The 16,224-nt window shown below is 65.9% G+C and carries 13 protein-coding genes; 8 read left to right on the top strand and 5 right to left on the bottom strand.

All coding sequences use genetic code 11. The features are described 5' to 3' along the window. Positions 1-11: 11 nt before the first annotated feature. The gene (gspG, locus tag DIE23_RS16920) at positions 12-464 is read right to left on the bottom strand and encodes a type II secretion system major pseudopilin GspG (RefSeq protein ID WP_124613198.1); all 453 of its coding nucleotides are present in this window, start codon (positions 462-464) and stop codon (positions 12-14) included. Positions 465-640: 176 nt separating this feature from the next. Between gspG and DIE23_RS16925 the strand changes: the two genes are divergently transcribed. Then, on the top strand, positions 641-1,051 hold the full coding sequence (locus DIE23_RS16925; RefSeq protein ID WP_124613199.1) for a type II secretion system protein N: 411 nt from the start codon (positions 641-643) through the stop codon (positions 1,049-1,051). A gap of 30 nt (positions 1,052-1,081) precedes the next feature. On the opposite strand, the gene gspF is transcribed toward DIE23_RS16925, so the two are convergent. Genes gspF through gspD form a run of 3 tightly spaced genes read right to left on the bottom strand, consistent with a single transcriptional unit; the run spans position 1,082 to position 6,121 of the window. After that, positions 1,082-2,299: a type II secretion system inner membrane protein GspF gene (gene gspF / locus DIE23_RS16930; RefSeq protein ID WP_124613200.1), complete on the bottom strand. Its 1,218-nt coding sequence runs from the start codon at positions 2,297-2,299 to the stop codon at positions 1,082-1,084. Between the two features lie 4 nt (positions 2,300-2,303). Then, positions 2,304-3,803 carry a type II secretion system ATPase GspE gene (gspE, locus tag DIE23_RS16935; RefSeq protein ID WP_124613201.1) on the bottom strand — a complete coding sequence of 500 codons (1,500 nt, stop codon included), beginning with the start codon at positions 3,801-3,803 and terminating at the stop codon, positions 2,304-2,306. Beyond that, complete coding sequence (gspD, locus tag DIE23_RS16940; protein ID WP_124613202.1) at positions 3,800-6,121, bottom strand: type II secretion system secretin GspD; 2,322 nt, start codon at positions 6,119-6,121, stop codon at positions 3,800-3,802. The genes gspE and gspD overlap by 4 nt, the downstream gene beginning before the upstream one ends. Positions 6,122-6,488: 367 nt before the next feature. Here gspD and DIE23_RS16945 point away from each other — a divergent pair, with 367 nt between their 5' ends. Together DIE23_RS16945 and DIE23_RS16950 are read left to right on the top strand one after the other, a co-directional pair. Then, positions 6,489-6,938, top strand: a complete 450-nt coding sequence (locus tag DIE23_RS16945; protein WP_124613203.1) for a lytic transglycosylase domain-containing protein — start codon at positions 6,489-6,491, stop codon at positions 6,936-6,938. Positions 6,939-7,110: 172 nt separating this feature from the next. Continuing rightward, entirely contained in the window at positions 7,111-8,421 is a 1,311-nt protein-coding gene (locus tag DIE23_RS16950; protein ID WP_124613204.1) for a GTP-binding protein, read from the top strand. Positions 8,422-8,556: 135 nt separating this feature from the next. Here the strand turns inward: DIE23_RS16950 and DIE23_RS16955 are convergent, their stop codons facing one another. Further along, on the bottom strand, positions 8,557-8,835 hold the full coding sequence (locus tag DIE23_RS16955; RefSeq protein WP_006401505.1) for an HU family DNA-binding protein: 279 nt from the start codon (positions 8,833-8,835) through the stop codon (positions 8,557-8,559). Between the two features lie 389 nt (positions 8,836-9,224). On the opposite strand from DIE23_RS16955, the gene mnmC reads away from it, so the two are divergent. From mnmC to DIE23_RS16990, 5 genes are all read left to right on the top strand, one after another. Beyond that, positions 9,225-11,183 carry a bifunctional tRNA (5-methylaminomethyl-2-thiouridine)(34)-methyltransferase MnmD/FAD-dependent 5-carboxymethylaminomethyl-2-thiouridine(34) oxidoreductase MnmC gene (gene mnmC, locus DIE23_RS16960; protein ID WP_124613205.1) on the top strand — a complete coding sequence of 653 codons (1,959 nt, stop codon included), beginning with the start codon at positions 9,225-9,227 and terminating at the stop codon, positions 11,181-11,183. 675 nt (positions 11,184-11,858) lie between these two features. Then, on the top strand, positions 11,859-13,073 hold the full coding sequence (locus tag DIE23_RS16975; RefSeq protein WP_124613207.1) for a cation:proton antiporter: 1,215 nt from the start codon (positions 11,859-11,861) through the stop codon (positions 13,071-13,073). A 14-nt stretch (positions 13,074-13,087) separates the two neighbouring features. After that, positions 13,088-14,203 (top strand): YbdK family carboxylate-amine ligase, encoded by a 1,116-nt coding sequence (locus tag DIE23_RS16980; protein WP_124613208.1) that lies wholly within the window; start codon positions 13,088-13,090, stop codon positions 14,201-14,203. 505 nt (positions 14,204-14,708) lie between these two features. Next, positions 14,709-15,347 (top strand): MarR family winged helix-turn-helix transcriptional regulator, encoded by a 639-nt coding sequence (locus DIE23_RS16985; RefSeq protein ID WP_059682639.1) that lies wholly within the window; start codon positions 14,709-14,711, stop codon positions 15,345-15,347. 28 nt (positions 15,348-15,375) lie between these two features. Next, positions 15,376-16,086: a glutamine amidotransferase gene (locus DIE23_RS16990; protein ID WP_124613244.1), complete on the top strand. Its 711-nt coding sequence runs from the start codon at positions 15,376-15,378 to the stop codon at positions 16,084-16,086. Positions 16,087-16,224 lie beyond the last annotated feature (138 nt).

Genomic DNA, 16,224 nt, shown 5'->3' on the forward strand with positions numbered 1-16,224 from the left:
TCAGCGCAGGCTTACTGCCACGAACCGATGTCGGAGTCGTTGCTTTCGCCGCCTTCCTTGCCGTCCGCGCCGTAGCTGAACACGTCGATCTCGCCGTGCACGCCCGGGTTCAGGTACTTGTACCCGTTGCCCCACGGATCGTTCGGCAGGCGCTCGAGATAGCCGCCGTCCTTCCAGTTGTTCGGGATCGGATCGGTGGTCGGCTTCTGGGTCAGCGCGTTCAGGCCCTGCTCCTGGGACGGATAGCGGCCGTTGTCGAGACGGTACAGCTTGAGCGCCTGCATGATCGTGCCGATGTCCTGCTTCGCGGCGATGCGGCGCGCCTCGTCGGGACGGCTCATGATCTTCGGCACGATCAGTGCCGCCAGGATCCCGAGGATCGCGACCACCACCATGATCTCGATCAGCGTGAAACCGCGCTGACGGCGCACGGCCGCATTGCGGCGAGTGATCCACGTTTGCATGACTGACTACCTCTTCCAAAAAATGTCGTCGATTGAGTGACGCACCCGGCGCATGACGGACGTTTGCCTGACGGCCAGCTTCCGTTTCCCCGGGCGCGGAGCACGCATTGTAAGGCGCGCATCGCCGAGGGCTTTCACCCAACGCAAATTTCACATACATCCGTACAATAGCGCGCATGAACGCGCTCTCGATCCGGATCCTCTCCCTAGCCCTCTTCGCGGGTTTGTGCGCGACGGCCACCTACTGGGTCGTCACGCTGTCCGCCCGCGAAGCGCCGCTGCCCGCCGCCGCCGCGCGGTTGCCGATCCGCACGGAGGACGCCGCCGCGCTCTTCGGCGGACAGCTCGACAAGAATCCCGTGCAGGACATCCACCTGTTCGGCATTCTCGCGCTCGATCATGGCGGCGCGGCGATCGTCGGCGTCGGCGGCGAACCGCCGCGTGCCGTGTCGCTCGGCGCGGAGGTCACATCCGGCGCGAAGCTCGCCGAAGTCCGCAGCCGCTCGATCATCGTCGACCGCAACGGCGCCCGCGCCGAAATCCAGCTCCCCGCGAACACACCGTCCCCCGCGATCTACATGCGTTGAACGGCGGTGGCCTGACCGGCGGTCAGGCCGTCACTGCACCATGTTGTTCAGCTCGATGATCGGCAGCATCACGGCCAGCACGATCACGAGCACGATGCCGCCCATCGCCAGGATCAGCAGCGGCTCGAGCAGGCTCGTCAGGAACATCGTGCGCCGCTCGAGTTCGCGTGCCTCGCCTTCCGCCGCGCGGTCGAGCATCGTCGTCACGTCGCCCGTCGCTTCGCCGGAGCGGATCAGGTGCACGAGCACCGGCGGAAACGTCTTCACGTTGTTCAGCGCGCGCGACAACGCGGAGCCTTCGCGCACGCGCACGATCGCATCGTCGATGTTCGCGCGCATCGCGCGGTTCGACAGCGTCTCGCCGGCCGCCTGCAGCGCACGCAGGATCGGCACGCCGGCCGCGGTCAGGATGCCGAGCGTGCTCGCGAAGCGCACCGTGTTGTAGCCGCGCACGAGCTTGCCCGCGAGCGGCGCGGTCAGCACCCAGCGGTCGAACGCGAGCCTGGGCCCGTCGCGCGACAGCGTCGCCTTCACGAACCACACGACGAGCGCGACCGCGATCAGGATCGCCCACCACCAGTGCCGCACGAAATCCGACAGCGCCATCATCACGACCGTCAGCACCGGCAGCTGCTGCTTGGTGCTCGCGAACACGTTGACGACCTGCGGCACGACGTAGCTCAGCAGGAACGTGACGATGCCGAACGCGATCAGCGTGACGATCCCCGGATACGTGAACGCGAGCAGGATCTTCTGCTTCAGCGCGTTGCTCTGTTCGATGTAGTCGGCGAGGCGCGACAGCACGATGCCGAGCTTGCCGGTATGCTCGCCCGCCGCGACGAGCGCGCGGTAGATTTCCGGGAAGTCGCGCGGATGCTGGCCCAGCGCATTCGCGAGCGAATGGCCGCCAAGCACTTCCGCGCGGATCGCGGCCATCAGTTCGCGGATGTAGTCGCGTTCGGCCTGCTCGGTGAGCACGCCGAGCGCCTCGTCGAGCGGCAACCCCGCGATCAGCAGGCTCGCGAGCTGGCGCGTGAGGATCGCCTGCTCGCGCTGCGACAGCTTGCGGCCGAACGCGAGGCGCTGCGAGCGAGCGCCGCGGCTCGCGCTGGCGGCCGGCTCGACGACGAGCGGCGTGAGCCCCTGCGTGCGCAACTGGCCGCGCGCGGCGCGCGCGCTGTCGGCATCGATCACGCCCTTCTGCGCGCGCCCCGCCGCATCGATTGCTTCGAAACGGAATGCCGACATCGCGCTATGCGCCTCCCGTCACGCGCAGCACTTCCTCGAGCGACGTCGCGCCGGCCGCGAGCCAGCGTTCGGCGTCGTTGCGCAGCGTGCGCATCCCTTCCGCGCGGCCCGCGGCGAGAATTTCGGCATCGGCCGCGTTGCGGTGGATCAGCGTGCGGATCGAATCGTCGATCACCAGCAGTTCGTACACGCCGCGCCGGCCCGTGTAGCCCGAATGCCCGCACTTGTCGCAGCCGACCGGATGCCACACGGTGCGGCCTTCCTCTTGCCGCGCTTCCTTGCAGACGGGGCAGAGCTGGCGCACCAGGCGCTGCGCGAGCACGCCGAGCAGCGACGACGCGAGCAGGTACGGCTCGACGCCCATGTCGGTCAGACGCGTGACGGCCGATGCCGCGTCGTTGGTGTGCAGCGTCGCGAGCACGAGGTGGCCCGTCAGCGATGCCTGCACCGCGATCTGCGCGGTTTCGAGATCGCGGATTTCACCGATCATGATCACGTCCGGGTCCTGGCGCAGGATCGAACGCAGCGCGCGGGCAAAGGTCATCCCGATCCGCTCGTTCACCTGCGTCTGGCCGATGCCGGACAGGTCGTATTCGATCGGGTCCTCGACGGTCATGATGTTGGTCGTCGCCGTTTCGAGCCGCGACATCGACGCATACAGCGTCGTCGTCTTGCCCGAACCGGTCGGGCCCGTCACCAGCACGATCCCGTGCGGGCGGCCGATCAGCTTGTCGAACTGGCCGAGCGTGTCGCGGCCCATCCCGAGCGCTTCGAGGTTCAGGCGCTGCGCATCCTTTTCCAGCAGACGCAGCACCGCGCGCTCGCCGTGCCCGGTCGGCAGCGTCGACACCCGCACGTCGACCGGCCGGCCGCCGACGCGCAGCGTGATGCGGCCGTCCTGCGGCAAACGTTTCTCGGCGATGTCGAGCTGCGCCATGATCTTGATCCGCGAGATCAGCGCGCCGTGCAGCGCCTTCTTCGGACGCACGACGTCGCGCAGCGTGCCGTCGACGCGAAACCGCACGACCGATGCATTCTCGAACGGCTCGATGTGAATGTCCGATGCCTGTTCGCGCGCCGCTTGAGTGAGCAGCGCGTTGATCATCCGGATGATCGGCGCGTCGTCTTCCGATTCGAGCAGATCCTCGACTTCGGGAATGTCCTGCATCAGCCGCGACAGGTCGACTTCGCCTTCGACCTCGCCGACGATCTGCGCCGCGCTGCCGTCCTGGCGCGCATAGGCCTGGTTGATCGCCTGCGCGAGCTCGTCGGCCGGCACGCGATGCACGGAGATCGAGCCGAAGTTGCGCGCGATTTCGGCGAGCGCCGCATCGTTCGTGCGTTCGCTGATCCACACCTCGAGCGTATCGTCGAGCTGGTGCGCGATCAGCACCTGGCCGCTCTTCGCGAAGCTGTACGGCAGCAGGCGCGCGGCGAGCGGCGACGGCGGCTGCCGTTCGCCGGGCGCGCCGTCCTGGGGCGAGGACGCGAGCACGTCGCTCACTGCGAGGCTCCCGGCGTGGCGGTCAGCGGTTGTTGCGGCACCGACTGCTGCGGCACGCTCTGCGGCTGCACGGGCGTCTGCTCCGGCAGCGGCTGGGCCGGCACCGGCGCCACCTGGCGCTGCATCTGCTGACGGCGCATCTTGTCGAGGTCGAACAGGTTGCCCGCAGGCGTGCCACCCTGGCTCGGGCCGAGCGGCATCGGCGGGACGACCGGATCGTCCTTGTCGCGGATCACGTTGTTGTCCGACTTGTACGCACCCGTCACGCCCTGGATGTAGTCGTAGCGGTTGGCCGTGACTTCCTGCGCGGTGCTGCGATCGGAGATGATCACCGGGCGCAGGAACACCATCAGGTTGGTCTTCTGGCGCTGCTTCGATTCCGAACGGAACAGCTGGCCGATCCACGGGATGTCGCCGAGCAGCGGCACCTTGCTGTTCGTCACCTGATAGTTGTCCTGCATCAGGCCGCCGAGCACGATGATCTCGCCATTGTCGGCCAGGATCGTCGACTGGATCGAGCGCTTCGTGAAGGTCGGGCCGGTCACCGCGTTGGTGGTGCCGCTGACGACGGCCGAATCTTCCGTGTAGAGCTGCAGCTTCAGGATCCCGCCGTCGGTGATCTGCGGCTTCACGTGCAGCGTCAGGCCGACGTCGCGCCGGTCGAAGGTATTGAACGCGTTGCTCGTCGTGCCGCTTGTCAGGTTCGAATACGAACCGGTCGCGATCGGCACGTTCTGGCCGACGACGATCTTCGCTTCCTCGTTGTCGAGCGTGACCAGGTTCGGCGTCGACAGCACGTTTGCATCGGCCACGCCCGAAAAATACTGCAGCAGCGCACCGAGCCCCTGCACGCCGAACATGTTGTGCAGCCAGCCGATGTTGAGGCCCTGGCTCAGGTTCGAGAGATTGGCGGCCAGCCCCGTGGTGGCGGCCGTGCCGCCGGTCGTCAGGTTGATGATGCTGTTGCCCAGGCCTAGCGCGGGGTTCAGGTTCGTGCCGCCGAGGAACTGGCCGCTCGCCACCTGCCACTGGATCCCGAGGTTGCCCTGCGTCGTCGAGTTCAGCTCGACGATCAGCGCTTCGATGTAGACCTGCGCACGCCGCGCGTCGAGCTGGTCGATCACCGAGCGCAGGTTCCGGTAGACCGGATCGGATGCGGTGATGATCAGCGAGTTGGTCGCCGCATCGGCCTGGATCATCCCGCCCGGCTGGTTGTCGTCGCTCTTTTCCTTGTCACCGCCGAGCAGGCCGCCGGTGCCGAGGCCGCCGCTGCTGGACGAGCCGCCGTACGATGACGAGGACGACGAACCGCCTAGGCCGCCGGACGGCAGCGGCGGGGTGCCGGACGTGCCGGTCGAGAAGTTGCCGCTCGACGACGAGCCGGTGTTCTGGTTGAAGCTGTTCGCATCGTTGGACGACGCCGACGACCCGCTGTCGCTGCCGCCCTTGCCAAGCATCCCGCGCAGCGTCTTCGCGAGCTTCACCGCGTCGGCGTTGCGCAGCGGCACGACGTGCATGTTGCCGGGCACCGCGCTCGGCGCGTCGAGCTGCTGCACGAGACGCTTCGCCGCCGCGAGGCGCGAGGCGCTCGATGCACGCAGCATCAGCGAGTTGGTGCGCGGGTCGGCCGTGACCGATACCTTCAGCGTCGCGTCGCTGTTGCCGATCGCGCCGGGGTCGAGCATCTTCTGCAGTTGCGCGGCGAGGTCGATCGCGTTCGCGTTGCGCAGCGGCACGACCTGAACCTGCGCGCCCGCGGCGCTGTCGACACCCGCGATGATCTGCGCGATGCGGCGCACGTTGTCCGCGTAGTCGGTGACGATGATCGTGTTGTTCGCCGGGTAGGCGGTGACCGTGTTGTTCGGCGAGATCAGCGGCCGCAGTACCGGCAGCAGGTTGTTCGCCGATTCGCTGTGTAGCTCGAACACTTGCGTGATGACCTGGTCGCCGCGCGCCTGCGGCGCATTGCCGACATAGGTCGGCACGCCCTGCAGCTTCGCGTCGGCCTCCGGCACGACCTTCAGCACGCCGTGATCCTGCACGAGTGCGAAGCCCTGCATGCGCAGCGCCGACTGCAGCGTCTTCAGCGCCTGGTCTTCCGGCACCGGCCGTTCGGCCTGCAGATTGAGCTGCCCTTTCACGCGGGGGTCGACGATGATGGTCTTGCCGGTTGCGGCGCCGATCGCCTTGGCGACCTGGTCGATATCCGCGTTCACGAAATTGAGCGTGACCTGAGCGTAGGCGGCCTGCGAGACGATGATGCCGGCGACCATCAGGGTCGTGGCGATGCGCCGCATAACGAAGCGATTTCTTGTCATGGATGAATGGGTCGATGCCGGCTCAGGCCGCTTCCGGCGGTAGTGCTGGGATCCAAGTCCTAAAGGGGCGACATTAGCAGTTTTTCATGTCCGAAATATCACATTGATCCGAGGACTGTCTCACATACGACATGTATCTGGTACATCGTATGCAATATGTAAGATTCCGGCGCCGCCTCGGCATTCCGGCCATCGCCGTCGTTTTGCGATGAATCGACATGGAAATGCGGTATAAACGGGTTGCCGTCTTTCGCATGTCGCCACGTGACGGACTGTCGGTATGATACGGTCGGCGCGTTTCCGGTCGTATGGATAACAGCCACGGGTTTTCCCGATCCTTGCGTCATTCCCTTTTCGTTTCCGCATCATGAACAGACGGTTCGCTTCGATCGCGTTGATCGCCGCCGGCGTGTGGTTCGCCTGCGGGAACGCTCGCGCGGATTGTTTCGACGAGGCCGCCCGGTACCAGAAGGTCAATCCGTTGATCCTGCGCGCGATCGCGTGGCAGGAGTCGCGCAACCGGCCCGACGCGCTGAACAAGAATACGAACGGCTCGGTCGACTACGGCCTGATGCAGATCAATTCGATCCACCTGCCGACGCTGTCGCGCTACGGCATCGGCCGTGACACGCTGATGCAGCCGTGCAAGAACGTCTACATCGCCGCGTGGCACCTGCGCCAGAAGATGAATCGCTACGGCAATACATGGCAGGCCGTCGGCGCCTATCATTCCGAAACGCCGTCGCTGCGCGACAAGTACGCGCGGCAGATCGCCGGAATCCTGGCGCAGTGGAAGCTGCTGCCGCCCGAGCAGTGACGCCGCGCCGCAGCGCTGGCTGACGCCGTGCCGCTCGGCCGGTGCGCGTTTGATGCACAATGCGGGCTCACGCTGCGGTTTCGACCGGCCCCGGGCGACCGGCTTCGGGCCGATCGCGCCCCGCCAGGGCGCCGCGGCCGCTTTTTTATCTTTTCCGTTGGTGCAAATCGTTATGAATCCGGCAATGAACCAGCCGTTGCCCGTCACTGTGCTGTCCGGTTTCCTCGGCGCCGGCAAGACCACGCTGCTCAATCACATCCTCGCGAACCGCGCGGGCCTGAAAGTGGCCGTGATCGTCAACGATCTCGCGGCGGTCAACATCGACGCGTCGCTCGTGCGCGATGCGCAGGCGCTGTCGCACGTCGAGGAACGCCTCGTCGAGATGTCGAACGGCTGCATCTGCTGCACGCTGCGCGACGACCTGCTCGTCGAGATTCGCAATCTCGCGGCGGACGGCCGCTTCGACGCGATCGTGATCGAATCGACCGGCATCGCGGAGCCGATGCCGATCGCCGAAACCTTCACGTTCGTCGACGACGACGGCGCATCGCTGTCGAACGTCGCGCGGCTCGACACGCTCGTCACCGTGGTCGACGCCTACAATTTCCTGCGCGACTACGGTTCCGACGACGCGCTCGCGACGCGCGGCATCGCCGCATCGGACGAAGACGATCGCACGCTCGTCGAGCTGCTGATCGAGCAGATCGAGTTCTGCGACGTGCTCGTGATCAACAAGACCGACCTCGTCGGCGCGGAAGAACGCGCGCGCCTGCAGCATATCCTCGCGCGGCTCAACCCGCGCGCGCACCAGGTCGTGTCGACGTTCGGCAACGTGCCGCTCGACGAAGTGCTGAACACCGGCCGTTTCGATTTCGACGAAGCCGCGAACGCGCCGGGCTGGCTCGCGTCGCTCGATCACGATCACACGCATTGCGACGATCCCGAGTGCCATGACCCGCATCACGCGCACGTGCATGGCGAAGCCGACGAATTCGGCATCGGCAATTTTGTTTACCGCGCGCGCCGGCCCTTTCATCCGGCACGACTCTGGGCGCTGCTGCATCAGGAGTGGCCGGGCGTGCTGCGCAGCAAGGGCTTCTTCTGGCTCGCGACGCGCAACGACATCGCGGGTTCGCTGTCGCAGGCGGGCGGCGTATGCCGGCATGGCCCGGCAGGCCTCTGGTGGGCCGCGCAGGATCGTGCGGAATGGCCGGACGACGACGAATTGCTCGCCGAAATTCGCACGGAGTGGCAGGGCGACCTCGACGACCGTTCGGTCGGCGATCGCCGTCAGGAACTCGTGCTGATCGGCATCGGGCTCGATGCCGACGCGTGGCGCGCGAAACTCGACGCGTGCCTGCTCACCGATGCGGAATTCGCGCTCGGTGCGGCGCAATGGACCGCGTTCGACGATCCGTTTCCGGCGTGGGACGTCGACGCGCACGACGACGAAGATCCCGACGCGCAGATCGTGCACGCGTAATGTACGGTAAAAAACGGAGTGCGAGAAGCAACCGTTAAATCTTGCAAGCGTGGCGCGAACTGTGGCGAAAATGCCGCGCGCGCCCAACAAAAAACCCGCCGAAAGGCGGGTTTTTTTCCTGGAACAGGCGCTGAATCAACGCTTGTTGACGGCGTCCTTGAACGCCTTGCCAGCCGTGAACTTGACCGTCTTGGCTGCCGGGATCTTGATGGTTTCGCCCGTCTTCGGGTTGCGGCCCGTACGTGCTGCGCGCTTGCCCGAACCGAAGCTGCCGAAGCCGATCAGCTGAACCGCATCACCCTTCGACACGGCCTTCTTGATGACTTCGAGCAGCGTGTCCAGCGTTTCGCCGGTTTGAGCCTTGCTGGCGCCCGTTTGGGCGGCGACGGCGTCGATCAGTTCCTGTTTGTTCATTAAGGTTCCTTTTTCAGGTTAGGTTTGACACGAACAGCGCGAACGCGCCGATTATACGTGCGCGAACCGTGCCGTCGAGAGTCAGACTTCGACGGCACAGCGCCGAATCCTGGCCCGCGCGACGTGCCGTCCGGCTTGCCGGCGGCCACCCCGCGGTACGGCGTTGCTATGATAGCGCAGCGCAAACCCAATAACGACAAGGGTTTCAAAGATTTTCATCGGTATTTCGCCGAATGAATCGTCGATTGCCCGTTTTTTGACCTGCGCCAACCGGACAGGGTACGCAGCCGGGTCCGCCCACGCGCAACGCCGTTGGTTTTTGCCAACGGCCTGCCGGACGCCTCCGCGCAATCCCTTGCCAGGCTTGGCTGCCACGTTTTTTGTTTCGCATGACCGACCGACTCGTTTCCGCCACGCTCGCCCGCCGCGACGACGGCATTCTGGTCTCGCCCGAGTACGGCGAGCTCCCTCGCGACGCATCGCGCGCACGCGCGCACGCGAACCGGATGCTCGCCGGCAACGGGCTGCCGGCCCGCTGGCGGGGCCGCCGCACGTTCACGGTCATCGAGACGGGATTCGGCACCGGCGGCCATTTTCTCGCGACGTGGGCCGCGTGGCGCGACGATCCCGCGCGTTGCGAGCGGCTGCATTTCGTCGCGGTCGAACCGCATCCGTTCTCGCGCGAGGACCTGCAACGCGCCATTTCACATATCGTTGCGGACACAACCATATCGGAAAATGCCGGTACGCTGCTCGACGCGTGGCCGATGCATGTCCCCGGCCTGCATCGGCTCGAATTCGACGAAGGGCGCGTGGTACTCACGCTTGCATTCGGCGACGCGCGTGACATGCTGCAACGGCTCGTCGCGCGTGCCGATGCGTTCTATCTCGGCAACGTCGTGTCCGCCGAGTACGGTGATTTGCTGTCGGCCGACGTGACGCGCGCATTCGCGCGCATCGCCGGCGTCGGGGCAACCTATGCGACGCATTCGCGCGACGATGCCGTGAAACAAACGCTCGAGGAAACGGGTTTCACGAGTCGCGACGTCAACGATTGCGCAGGCGAACCCGCGCTGCGCGTCGGCGAATATGCCCCGCGCTGGCGGATGCGCCGGCACGAACCGCCGCGCGCATTCCCGGTTGCCACGCGCGACGCGATCGTGATCGGCGCGGGCCTGGCCGGTTGCGCGGTCGTCGAACGGCTCGCCGCACGCGGCTGGAACGTCACGCTGATCGAGCGGCACGAACGGATCGCGAACGATGCATCGGGCAATCCGGCCGGGGTATTCCATCCACTGATGACGCGCGACGACAACGTCGCGAGCCGCCTCACGCGCAGCGGTTTCCTGCATGCGCTCGCACGCTGGCGCGCGCTCGAGAATGCGGGCCATGCGTTTGCGCGCAGCACACGCGGGATGATCCATCTCGCGGAATCGGCTGACGATTTCGTGCGGATTCGCGATGCGTTCGATGCGCTTGGCGCACCGTCCGACTATGTATCGCTGCTCGACACCGACGCCGCCCGCGCGCATCTGAACCTGCCGGTCGCACATGGCGGCCTGCTGTTTCCGCACGGCGGCGCCGTATGGCCGGCCGGGCTCTGCGCCGCACAAGTCGCGGCGGCCGGTGAGCGCGTGACACTGCGGGCCGGCACCGAAGTCGCGCGACTCGAACGTGACGGCGACACGTGGCGCGCCGTCGATGCGGCAGGCGCGACGCTCGCCGAAGCGCCGGTCGTCGTGCTCGCGAACGCGGGCGACGCCGTGCGTCTCGCGGGCCTGCGGCATGTCACGCTGCAACCGGTGCGCGGCCAGCTCACGCTGCTGCCGCCCGGCAGCACGGCGCCGCTGCCGTGCCCGGCGATCGGCGACGGCTATGCCGTGCCGCTCGACGACGGCACGCTGCTGATCGGCGCGACGTTCGAACCCGACGACCTCGATCCGACGATGCGCACCGCCGGACATATCGAAAATATCGAGCGCGTCCGGCATCTGCTGCCCGGCCTGATCGGCGAGCTGCCGGACGTCGAAACGCTGCACGGGCGCGTCGCGTTTCGCTGGGTCGTCGCCGATCGCGTGCCGGTGATCGGCCCGCTCGCCGACGAAGCGCTGGCCGTTGCGAACGCACGCGCGCTGAGCGGTGCGAAAGCGCGCGACCTGCCGCGCACCGCGGGCCTCTACGGCGCATTCGGCTACGGCTCCCGCGGCCTGGTGTGGGCGGCGCTCGGCGCCGAGCTGATTGCGTCGCAACTCGAAGGCGAGCCGCTGCCGCTCGAGCGCGAACTCGCCGATGCCGTCGATCCGGCCCGGTTCCTGATCCGCGCGCTGCGCGGCCGCCAGATCGGCTGATCTCGTCAGCTGAATCCTCACAGTTCTTCGATTTTTCCGCGCAAGGTTATCCACGTGACGCTGTGGATAACCGCGCGGAATCCGCACGCACTTCGTGTGCAATCACAGTGGACGTAAACTGGGCAACTCGGCACAGCCTCGAAGCGGCCCGAAAGTTGCCCAACTCAAACCTCTGTGAGCAAACAACCTGTGCAACGGGTTGTGGCTGCGCCAACACCTTGATCTTGTTGCGTAAACCGAAGTTATCCACAGAACAGCGCGTGCTTTGTTAACTTCTACTACGTATATATACAAGTAAACCATTGAAACCAAAGACCTGTGGTGCCTCACAGCGCCGCGAGTCGATTCAATCGGCTCCGGAGCGAAAAAGCTGTGGCACAATCGGTTTCCTTCGCGTTCGTTCGGCCAAGCGCCGGACATGCTTCAATGGAACGGTCGGCTCGATTTCGAATCTGAATCATCGAGACTGTGCAGTCCGTTCACACACCAGGCCGACAATCCAGATCGGCAGCCTGAACGACAGTTCCGCCGGATGGCGGAAAGAGGCGGATCCCATATCCCGCCGTCGTCGACCACAACAAACACATTCGGGGCGATACCCAGCCGGCGCGCATCTCATTTCTGACGCTTGACCCCGCGCCGCTGGCGATTGCTTCCAAAGGAGAAGTCACCACGATGAAGTCGGCGTTCTCATTCCTGCCCAACTGGCCGCTCGCGCCGGATGCCGTGTTCTGGGCCGGGCTCGCGTTGTTCGCGGCCGGTCTGTGTGGCGAGCTGTGCTATCGCGCATGGCGGCTGCCGCGCATCACCGGTTATGCGGTGATCGGTCTCATCGCCGGTTCGTTCGGATTCGGCGTGATCGACGCCAGCACCGACGAAACCTCGCGACTGCTGATCGACGTGGCGCTCGGCCTGCTGCTGTTCGAGCTCGGCAGCCGTCTCGACCTGAAATGGATTCGCCGCAATCCGTGGCTCATTGCCTCGAGCCTCGCGGAGGCAACGCTGACATTCGTGCTCGTGCTGTTCGTGATGCTCGCGCTCGGCGTGTCGGGCATGGTCGCGCTCGTGCTGTCGGCGATCGCGATCGCGACGTCGCCGTCGATGGTGATCCAGCTCAAGACCGAACTGCGCGCGGAAGGGCAGGTGTCGCAGCGCCTCATCACGCTGACCGCGCTGAACAGCGTGTACGCGATCGTGCTGACCAAGCTCGTCACGAGCTGGCTCCACCAGGAAGCGTACGGAAACGTTTTCGCGACGATCCTGCAACCCGTCTACCTGATCGCCGGTTCGTTCATCGTCGCGTACCTGGTCGCGCGGGCGTGCAATTACCTGTTCCGTCACATGACCGCGACGATGCGCGACGAGCATTCGTTCGTCGCGTTGTTCGGGCTCGTGATGCTCGCGATCGCGGTGGCTCAGGCGCTGAAGCTGTCGACGCTGCTCACGCTGCTGCTCGCCGGCATCATCGTGAAGAACCTCGAAGCGCGGCCGCAGCTGTGGCCCGAGCATTTCGGTACGGCCGGCTGGCTGCTGACGGTGATCCTGTTCGTGCTGACGCTCACGTCGTTCACGTGGGGCGACATCGCGCTCGGCGGCCTGCTCGCGATCGCGCTGATCGTCACGCGGCTCGCCGCCAAGCTCGCCGGCGTCGTCGCGTTCGCGAAGCCGAGCGGGCTCGGGATGAAGCAGGGCGTCGCGCTCGGCATCGCGCTGACACCGATGTCCGCGCTGTCGTACCTGCTCGTCGACGACACCTACCAGCTCTATCCGAATTTCGACCCGCACCTGCGCGCGATCGTGATGTGCACGATCGTGATCCTGCAGCTCGTCAGCCCGTTCGTCGTCTACCGCTGCCTGTCGGCGGTCAGCGAACGCAGCGACAGAAACTGATTCCGGAACCTGCCATGGCACTCGAAACCTTCGTCAATTCAGAGCCGTTCACGTTCGGCGTCGAACTGGAGATCCAGGTCGTCAACACGCACAACTACGACCTGACCAAAGCAGCATCCGACCTGATGCGCCTGATCCAGGGCGAGACCTTCCCCGGCAACATCACGCCGGAAATCACCGAGAGCATGATCGAGCTGTCGACCGGCATCTGCCATTCGCACGAGCAGGCGGTCGCAGAGCTACACGCGATCCGCGACGTGCTCGTGAAGGCGGCCGACCAGCTCAACGTCGGGCTGTGCGGCGGCGGCACGCATGCGTTCCAGCAGTGGAGCGACCGGCAGATCTACGACGCGCCGCGCTTCCAGTACATCTCCGAGCTGTACGGCTATCTCGCGAAGCAGTTCACCGTGTTCGGCCAGCACGTGCACATCGGCTGCCCCGATCCGGACAGCGCGCTGTTCCTGCTGCACTCGATGTCGCGCTTCATTCCGCACTTCATCGCGCTGTCCGCGTCGTCGCCGTTCGTGCAGAACGTCGACACCGGCTTCCATTCGGCGCGCCTGAATTCGGTGTTCGCGTTCCCGCTGTCGGGCCGCGCGCCGTTCGTGCTGACCTGGGACAGCTTCGAGGAGTACTTCACGAAGATGGTCAACACGGGCGTCGTCAACTCGATGAAGGACTTTTACTGGGACATCCGGCCGAAGCCCGGCTACGGGACGATCGAGGTGCGCGTGATGGACACGCCGCTGTCGGTCGACCGCGCGGCCGCGATCGCGTGCTACATCCAGACGCTCGCGCGCTACCTGCTGACCGACCGGCCGCTGAAGCTGTCGGAGGACGACTATCTCGTCTACACATTCAACCGTTTCGAAGCGTGCCGCTTCGGGCTCGAGGGCACCTGCGTCAATCCTCAGACAGGTGAGCGCCGCACGATCGCGGAAGACATCCTCGACACGCTCGACCGGATCGCGCCGCATGCGGCCGCGCTCGGCTCGCGCGCGGCGCTCGACGAGATCGGCGCGCTCGCGAAGGCGCGTGTGAATGACGCATCGTGGTTGAGAACCGTTTTCAAACAGGAAAAATCGCTGAACGAGACGGTTCGCCAGCAGTGCCTGCGCTGGCGAGAATGAAAAAATGTTTTGCAGATTACGGGCTCGACCGCGCGGCGATTCGCTGAACGCCGGTCGACGCCGATTCGTGCGTGGCGCGTCGGCAGGCGTCCTGAAAATCTGTGGATAACCTGATATTCCGCTTCAAAGTCAATGCCCTACGCGCGGGATAACCCGGTGGATCGGTACCGTCGGCACGATGGCCGATTCGGACAGGAAAATGGTTGCGCGTTGCGCCGTGGGGCCGGCAGAGATTGCCGGCACAACGAAAAAAATCAGTTATCCAGCGATTTTCCACAGAATGAAGGGGATAACTTAGCTGTGCGATTTTCCGCTCTCGCTTAGAATGTCGGCTTTGCGGACACCGGAACGACGTGTGTCTCACCGGTCGCCGCGAACGCGACCGCCGCGTGTGCCTCGCGACGGCCGTGTCGACGCTCTGCAACGAGCGTCTGTTTTGAGATAGACATTCGATCTCCACACTACGGCTGCTCGGCAATCCGGGCGGCGGCAAAGCGAAAAGACTATGAGCGAAGGCGTTTACGGGAATCAGGCTTCGGGACGTGTGACCCACAGCTTGCTGCGGTTGAGTACGGCCATGCGAAGCCAGGCATGGGATTGGGCGGAAGGCGCAGGCCTCACGCCGACGCAGGGCGAGATCCTCGTGCTGCTGCTGCAACGCAAGGGCCCGATGCGGCTCGGCGAGATCGCACGCGAGACGCAGCTCACGGCTGCGACCACCAGCGATGCGGTCAGCACGCTCGAGACGAAGGGGCTTGTCGAGAAGCGTCGCGCACTGGACGACGGCCGTGCGCTCGCCGTGCGCCTGTCGGCCCGCGGCCGTACCGCGGCGAAGAAGGCGCTGCAATGGCCGGAATTCCTGACGAAGGCGGTCGGCAAGCTCGGTGCGGACGAGCAGGGCGCGTTGTACCGCGCGCTGCTGAAGACGCTGCGCGAACTGCAGGTGGCCGGTGCGACGCCGCCGCAGCGCATGTGCCTGACGTGCGCGCATTTCCAGCCGGGCAAGCAGTCGAAGAAGACCGTGCATCATTGCGCGGCGCTCGACCTGTCGATGGCCGACAGCGATCTGCGTCTCGACTGTTCGGTGCACGAAGAAGCCGACGCGGCGACGCAAAAGAAGACCTGGAAGGTGTTCGCCGGCTGACGTCCGTCGATCGACCGGGAGGCCGATGATGAACGCTGAAGTGGTGGCGATCCGCCACGTGCATTTCGAGGACCTCGGCAGCTTCGAACAGGTGCTCGGGGAGCGCGGGCGGCGGGTGCGCTACGTCGACGTCGGATCGTCGCGCGTCGAGGTGCTCGACGCGCTCAAGCCGTCGCTGCTCGTGATGCTCGGCGGGCCGCTCAGCGTGTACGAGGACGCGCAGTATCCGTCGATCGCGCCGCTCGCCGCGCTCGTGCGCCAGCGTATCGACGCCGGGCTGCCGATCCTCGGCATCTGCCTGGGGGCGCAGTTCATCGCCCGCGCGCTCGGTGCACGCGTCTATCCGGCTGCGCAGAAGGAACTCGGCTGGGCGCCGCTGACGCTCACCGACGCGGGCCGCGCGTCGCCGATGCGCCATCTCGACGGCGCCGCGACCTCGATGCTGCACTGGCATGGCGATACGTTCGACCTGCCGGGCGGCGCGATCCATCTCGCCTCGACACCGGCTTGTCGCCACCAGGCATTCGCGTGGGGGCAGCACGTGCTGGCGCTGCAATGCCATCCCGAAATCCGCGCCGACCGCTTCGAACCCTGGCTGATCGGCAACGCCGGTGAAATCGCGTCGACGCCCGGCATCGACGCGTGCCGGTTGCGCGACGACACCGTGCAGTACGGTCCCGCGCTGGAGACGGCCGCGCGACGCATGTTCGCGGAGTGGCTCGATAGCGTCGGGCTTTGATCCCGAACGAGCGGCACCGCGCGTGACCGGCCCGCAGGCATTGCCGGCCGGCGCACCGCTGCATGCCGTGTGCGCGTGGCCTTGCTGCCGGCCGCACGCCGGCGCTACCTGACCATCCGCTTACTGCCGAACCGGGCG

This window comes from Burkholderia sp. Bp9143, from assembly GCF_003853645.1.
Taxonomy (GTDB): domain Bacteria; phylum Pseudomonadota; class Gammaproteobacteria; order Burkholderiales; family Burkholderiaceae; genus Burkholderia.

What these genes read in the sequence shown, in the direction of transcription:
- mnmC (WP_124613205.1), top strand. Translation starts at nt 9,225, where the DNA reads ATGACCGACCGACTCGTTTCCGCCACGCTCGCCCGCCGCGACGACGGC.
- gspG (WP_124613198.1), bottom strand. Translation starts at nt 464, where the DNA reads ATGCAAACGTGGATCACTCGCCGCAATGCGGCCGTGCGCCGTCAGCGC.
- DIE23_RS16955 (WP_006401505.1), bottom strand. Translation starts at nt 8,835, where the DNA reads ATGAACAAACAGGAACTGATCGACGCCGTCGCCGCCCAAACGGGCGCC.
- gspD (WP_124613202.1), bottom strand. Translation starts at nt 6,121, where the DNA reads ATGACAAGAAATCGCTTCGTTATGCGGCGCATCGCCACGACCCTGATG.
- DIE23_RS16925 (WP_124613199.1), top strand. Translation starts at nt 641, where the DNA reads ATGAACGCGCTCTCGATCCGGATCCTCTCCCTAGCCCTCTTCGCGGGT.
- gspF (WP_124613200.1), bottom strand. Translation starts at nt 2,299, where the DNA reads ATGTCGGCATTCCGTTTCGAAGCAATCGATGCGGCGGGGCGCGCGCAG.
- DIE23_RS16985 (WP_059682639.1), top strand. Translation starts at nt 14,709, where the DNA reads ATGAGCGAAGGCGTTTACGGGAATCAGGCTTCGGGACGTGTGACCCAC.
- DIE23_RS16975 (WP_124613207.1), top strand. Translation starts at nt 11,859, where the DNA reads ATGAAGTCGGCGTTCTCATTCCTGCCCAACTGGCCGCTCGCGCCGGAT.
- DIE23_RS16950 (WP_124613204.1), top strand. Translation starts at nt 7,111, where the DNA reads ATGAATCCGGCAATGAACCAGCCGTTGCCCGTCACTGTGCTGTCCGGT.
- DIE23_RS16990 (WP_124613244.1), top strand. Translation starts at nt 15,376, where the DNA reads ATGAACGCTGAAGTGGTGGCGATCCGCCACGTGCATTTCGAGGACCTC.
- DIE23_RS16945 (WP_124613203.1), top strand. Translation starts at nt 6,489, where the DNA reads ATGAACAGACGGTTCGCTTCGATCGCGTTGATCGCCGCCGGCGTGTGG.
- DIE23_RS16980 (WP_124613208.1), top strand. Translation starts at nt 13,088, where the DNA reads ATGGCACTCGAAACCTTCGTCAATTCAGAGCCGTTCACGTTCGGCGTC.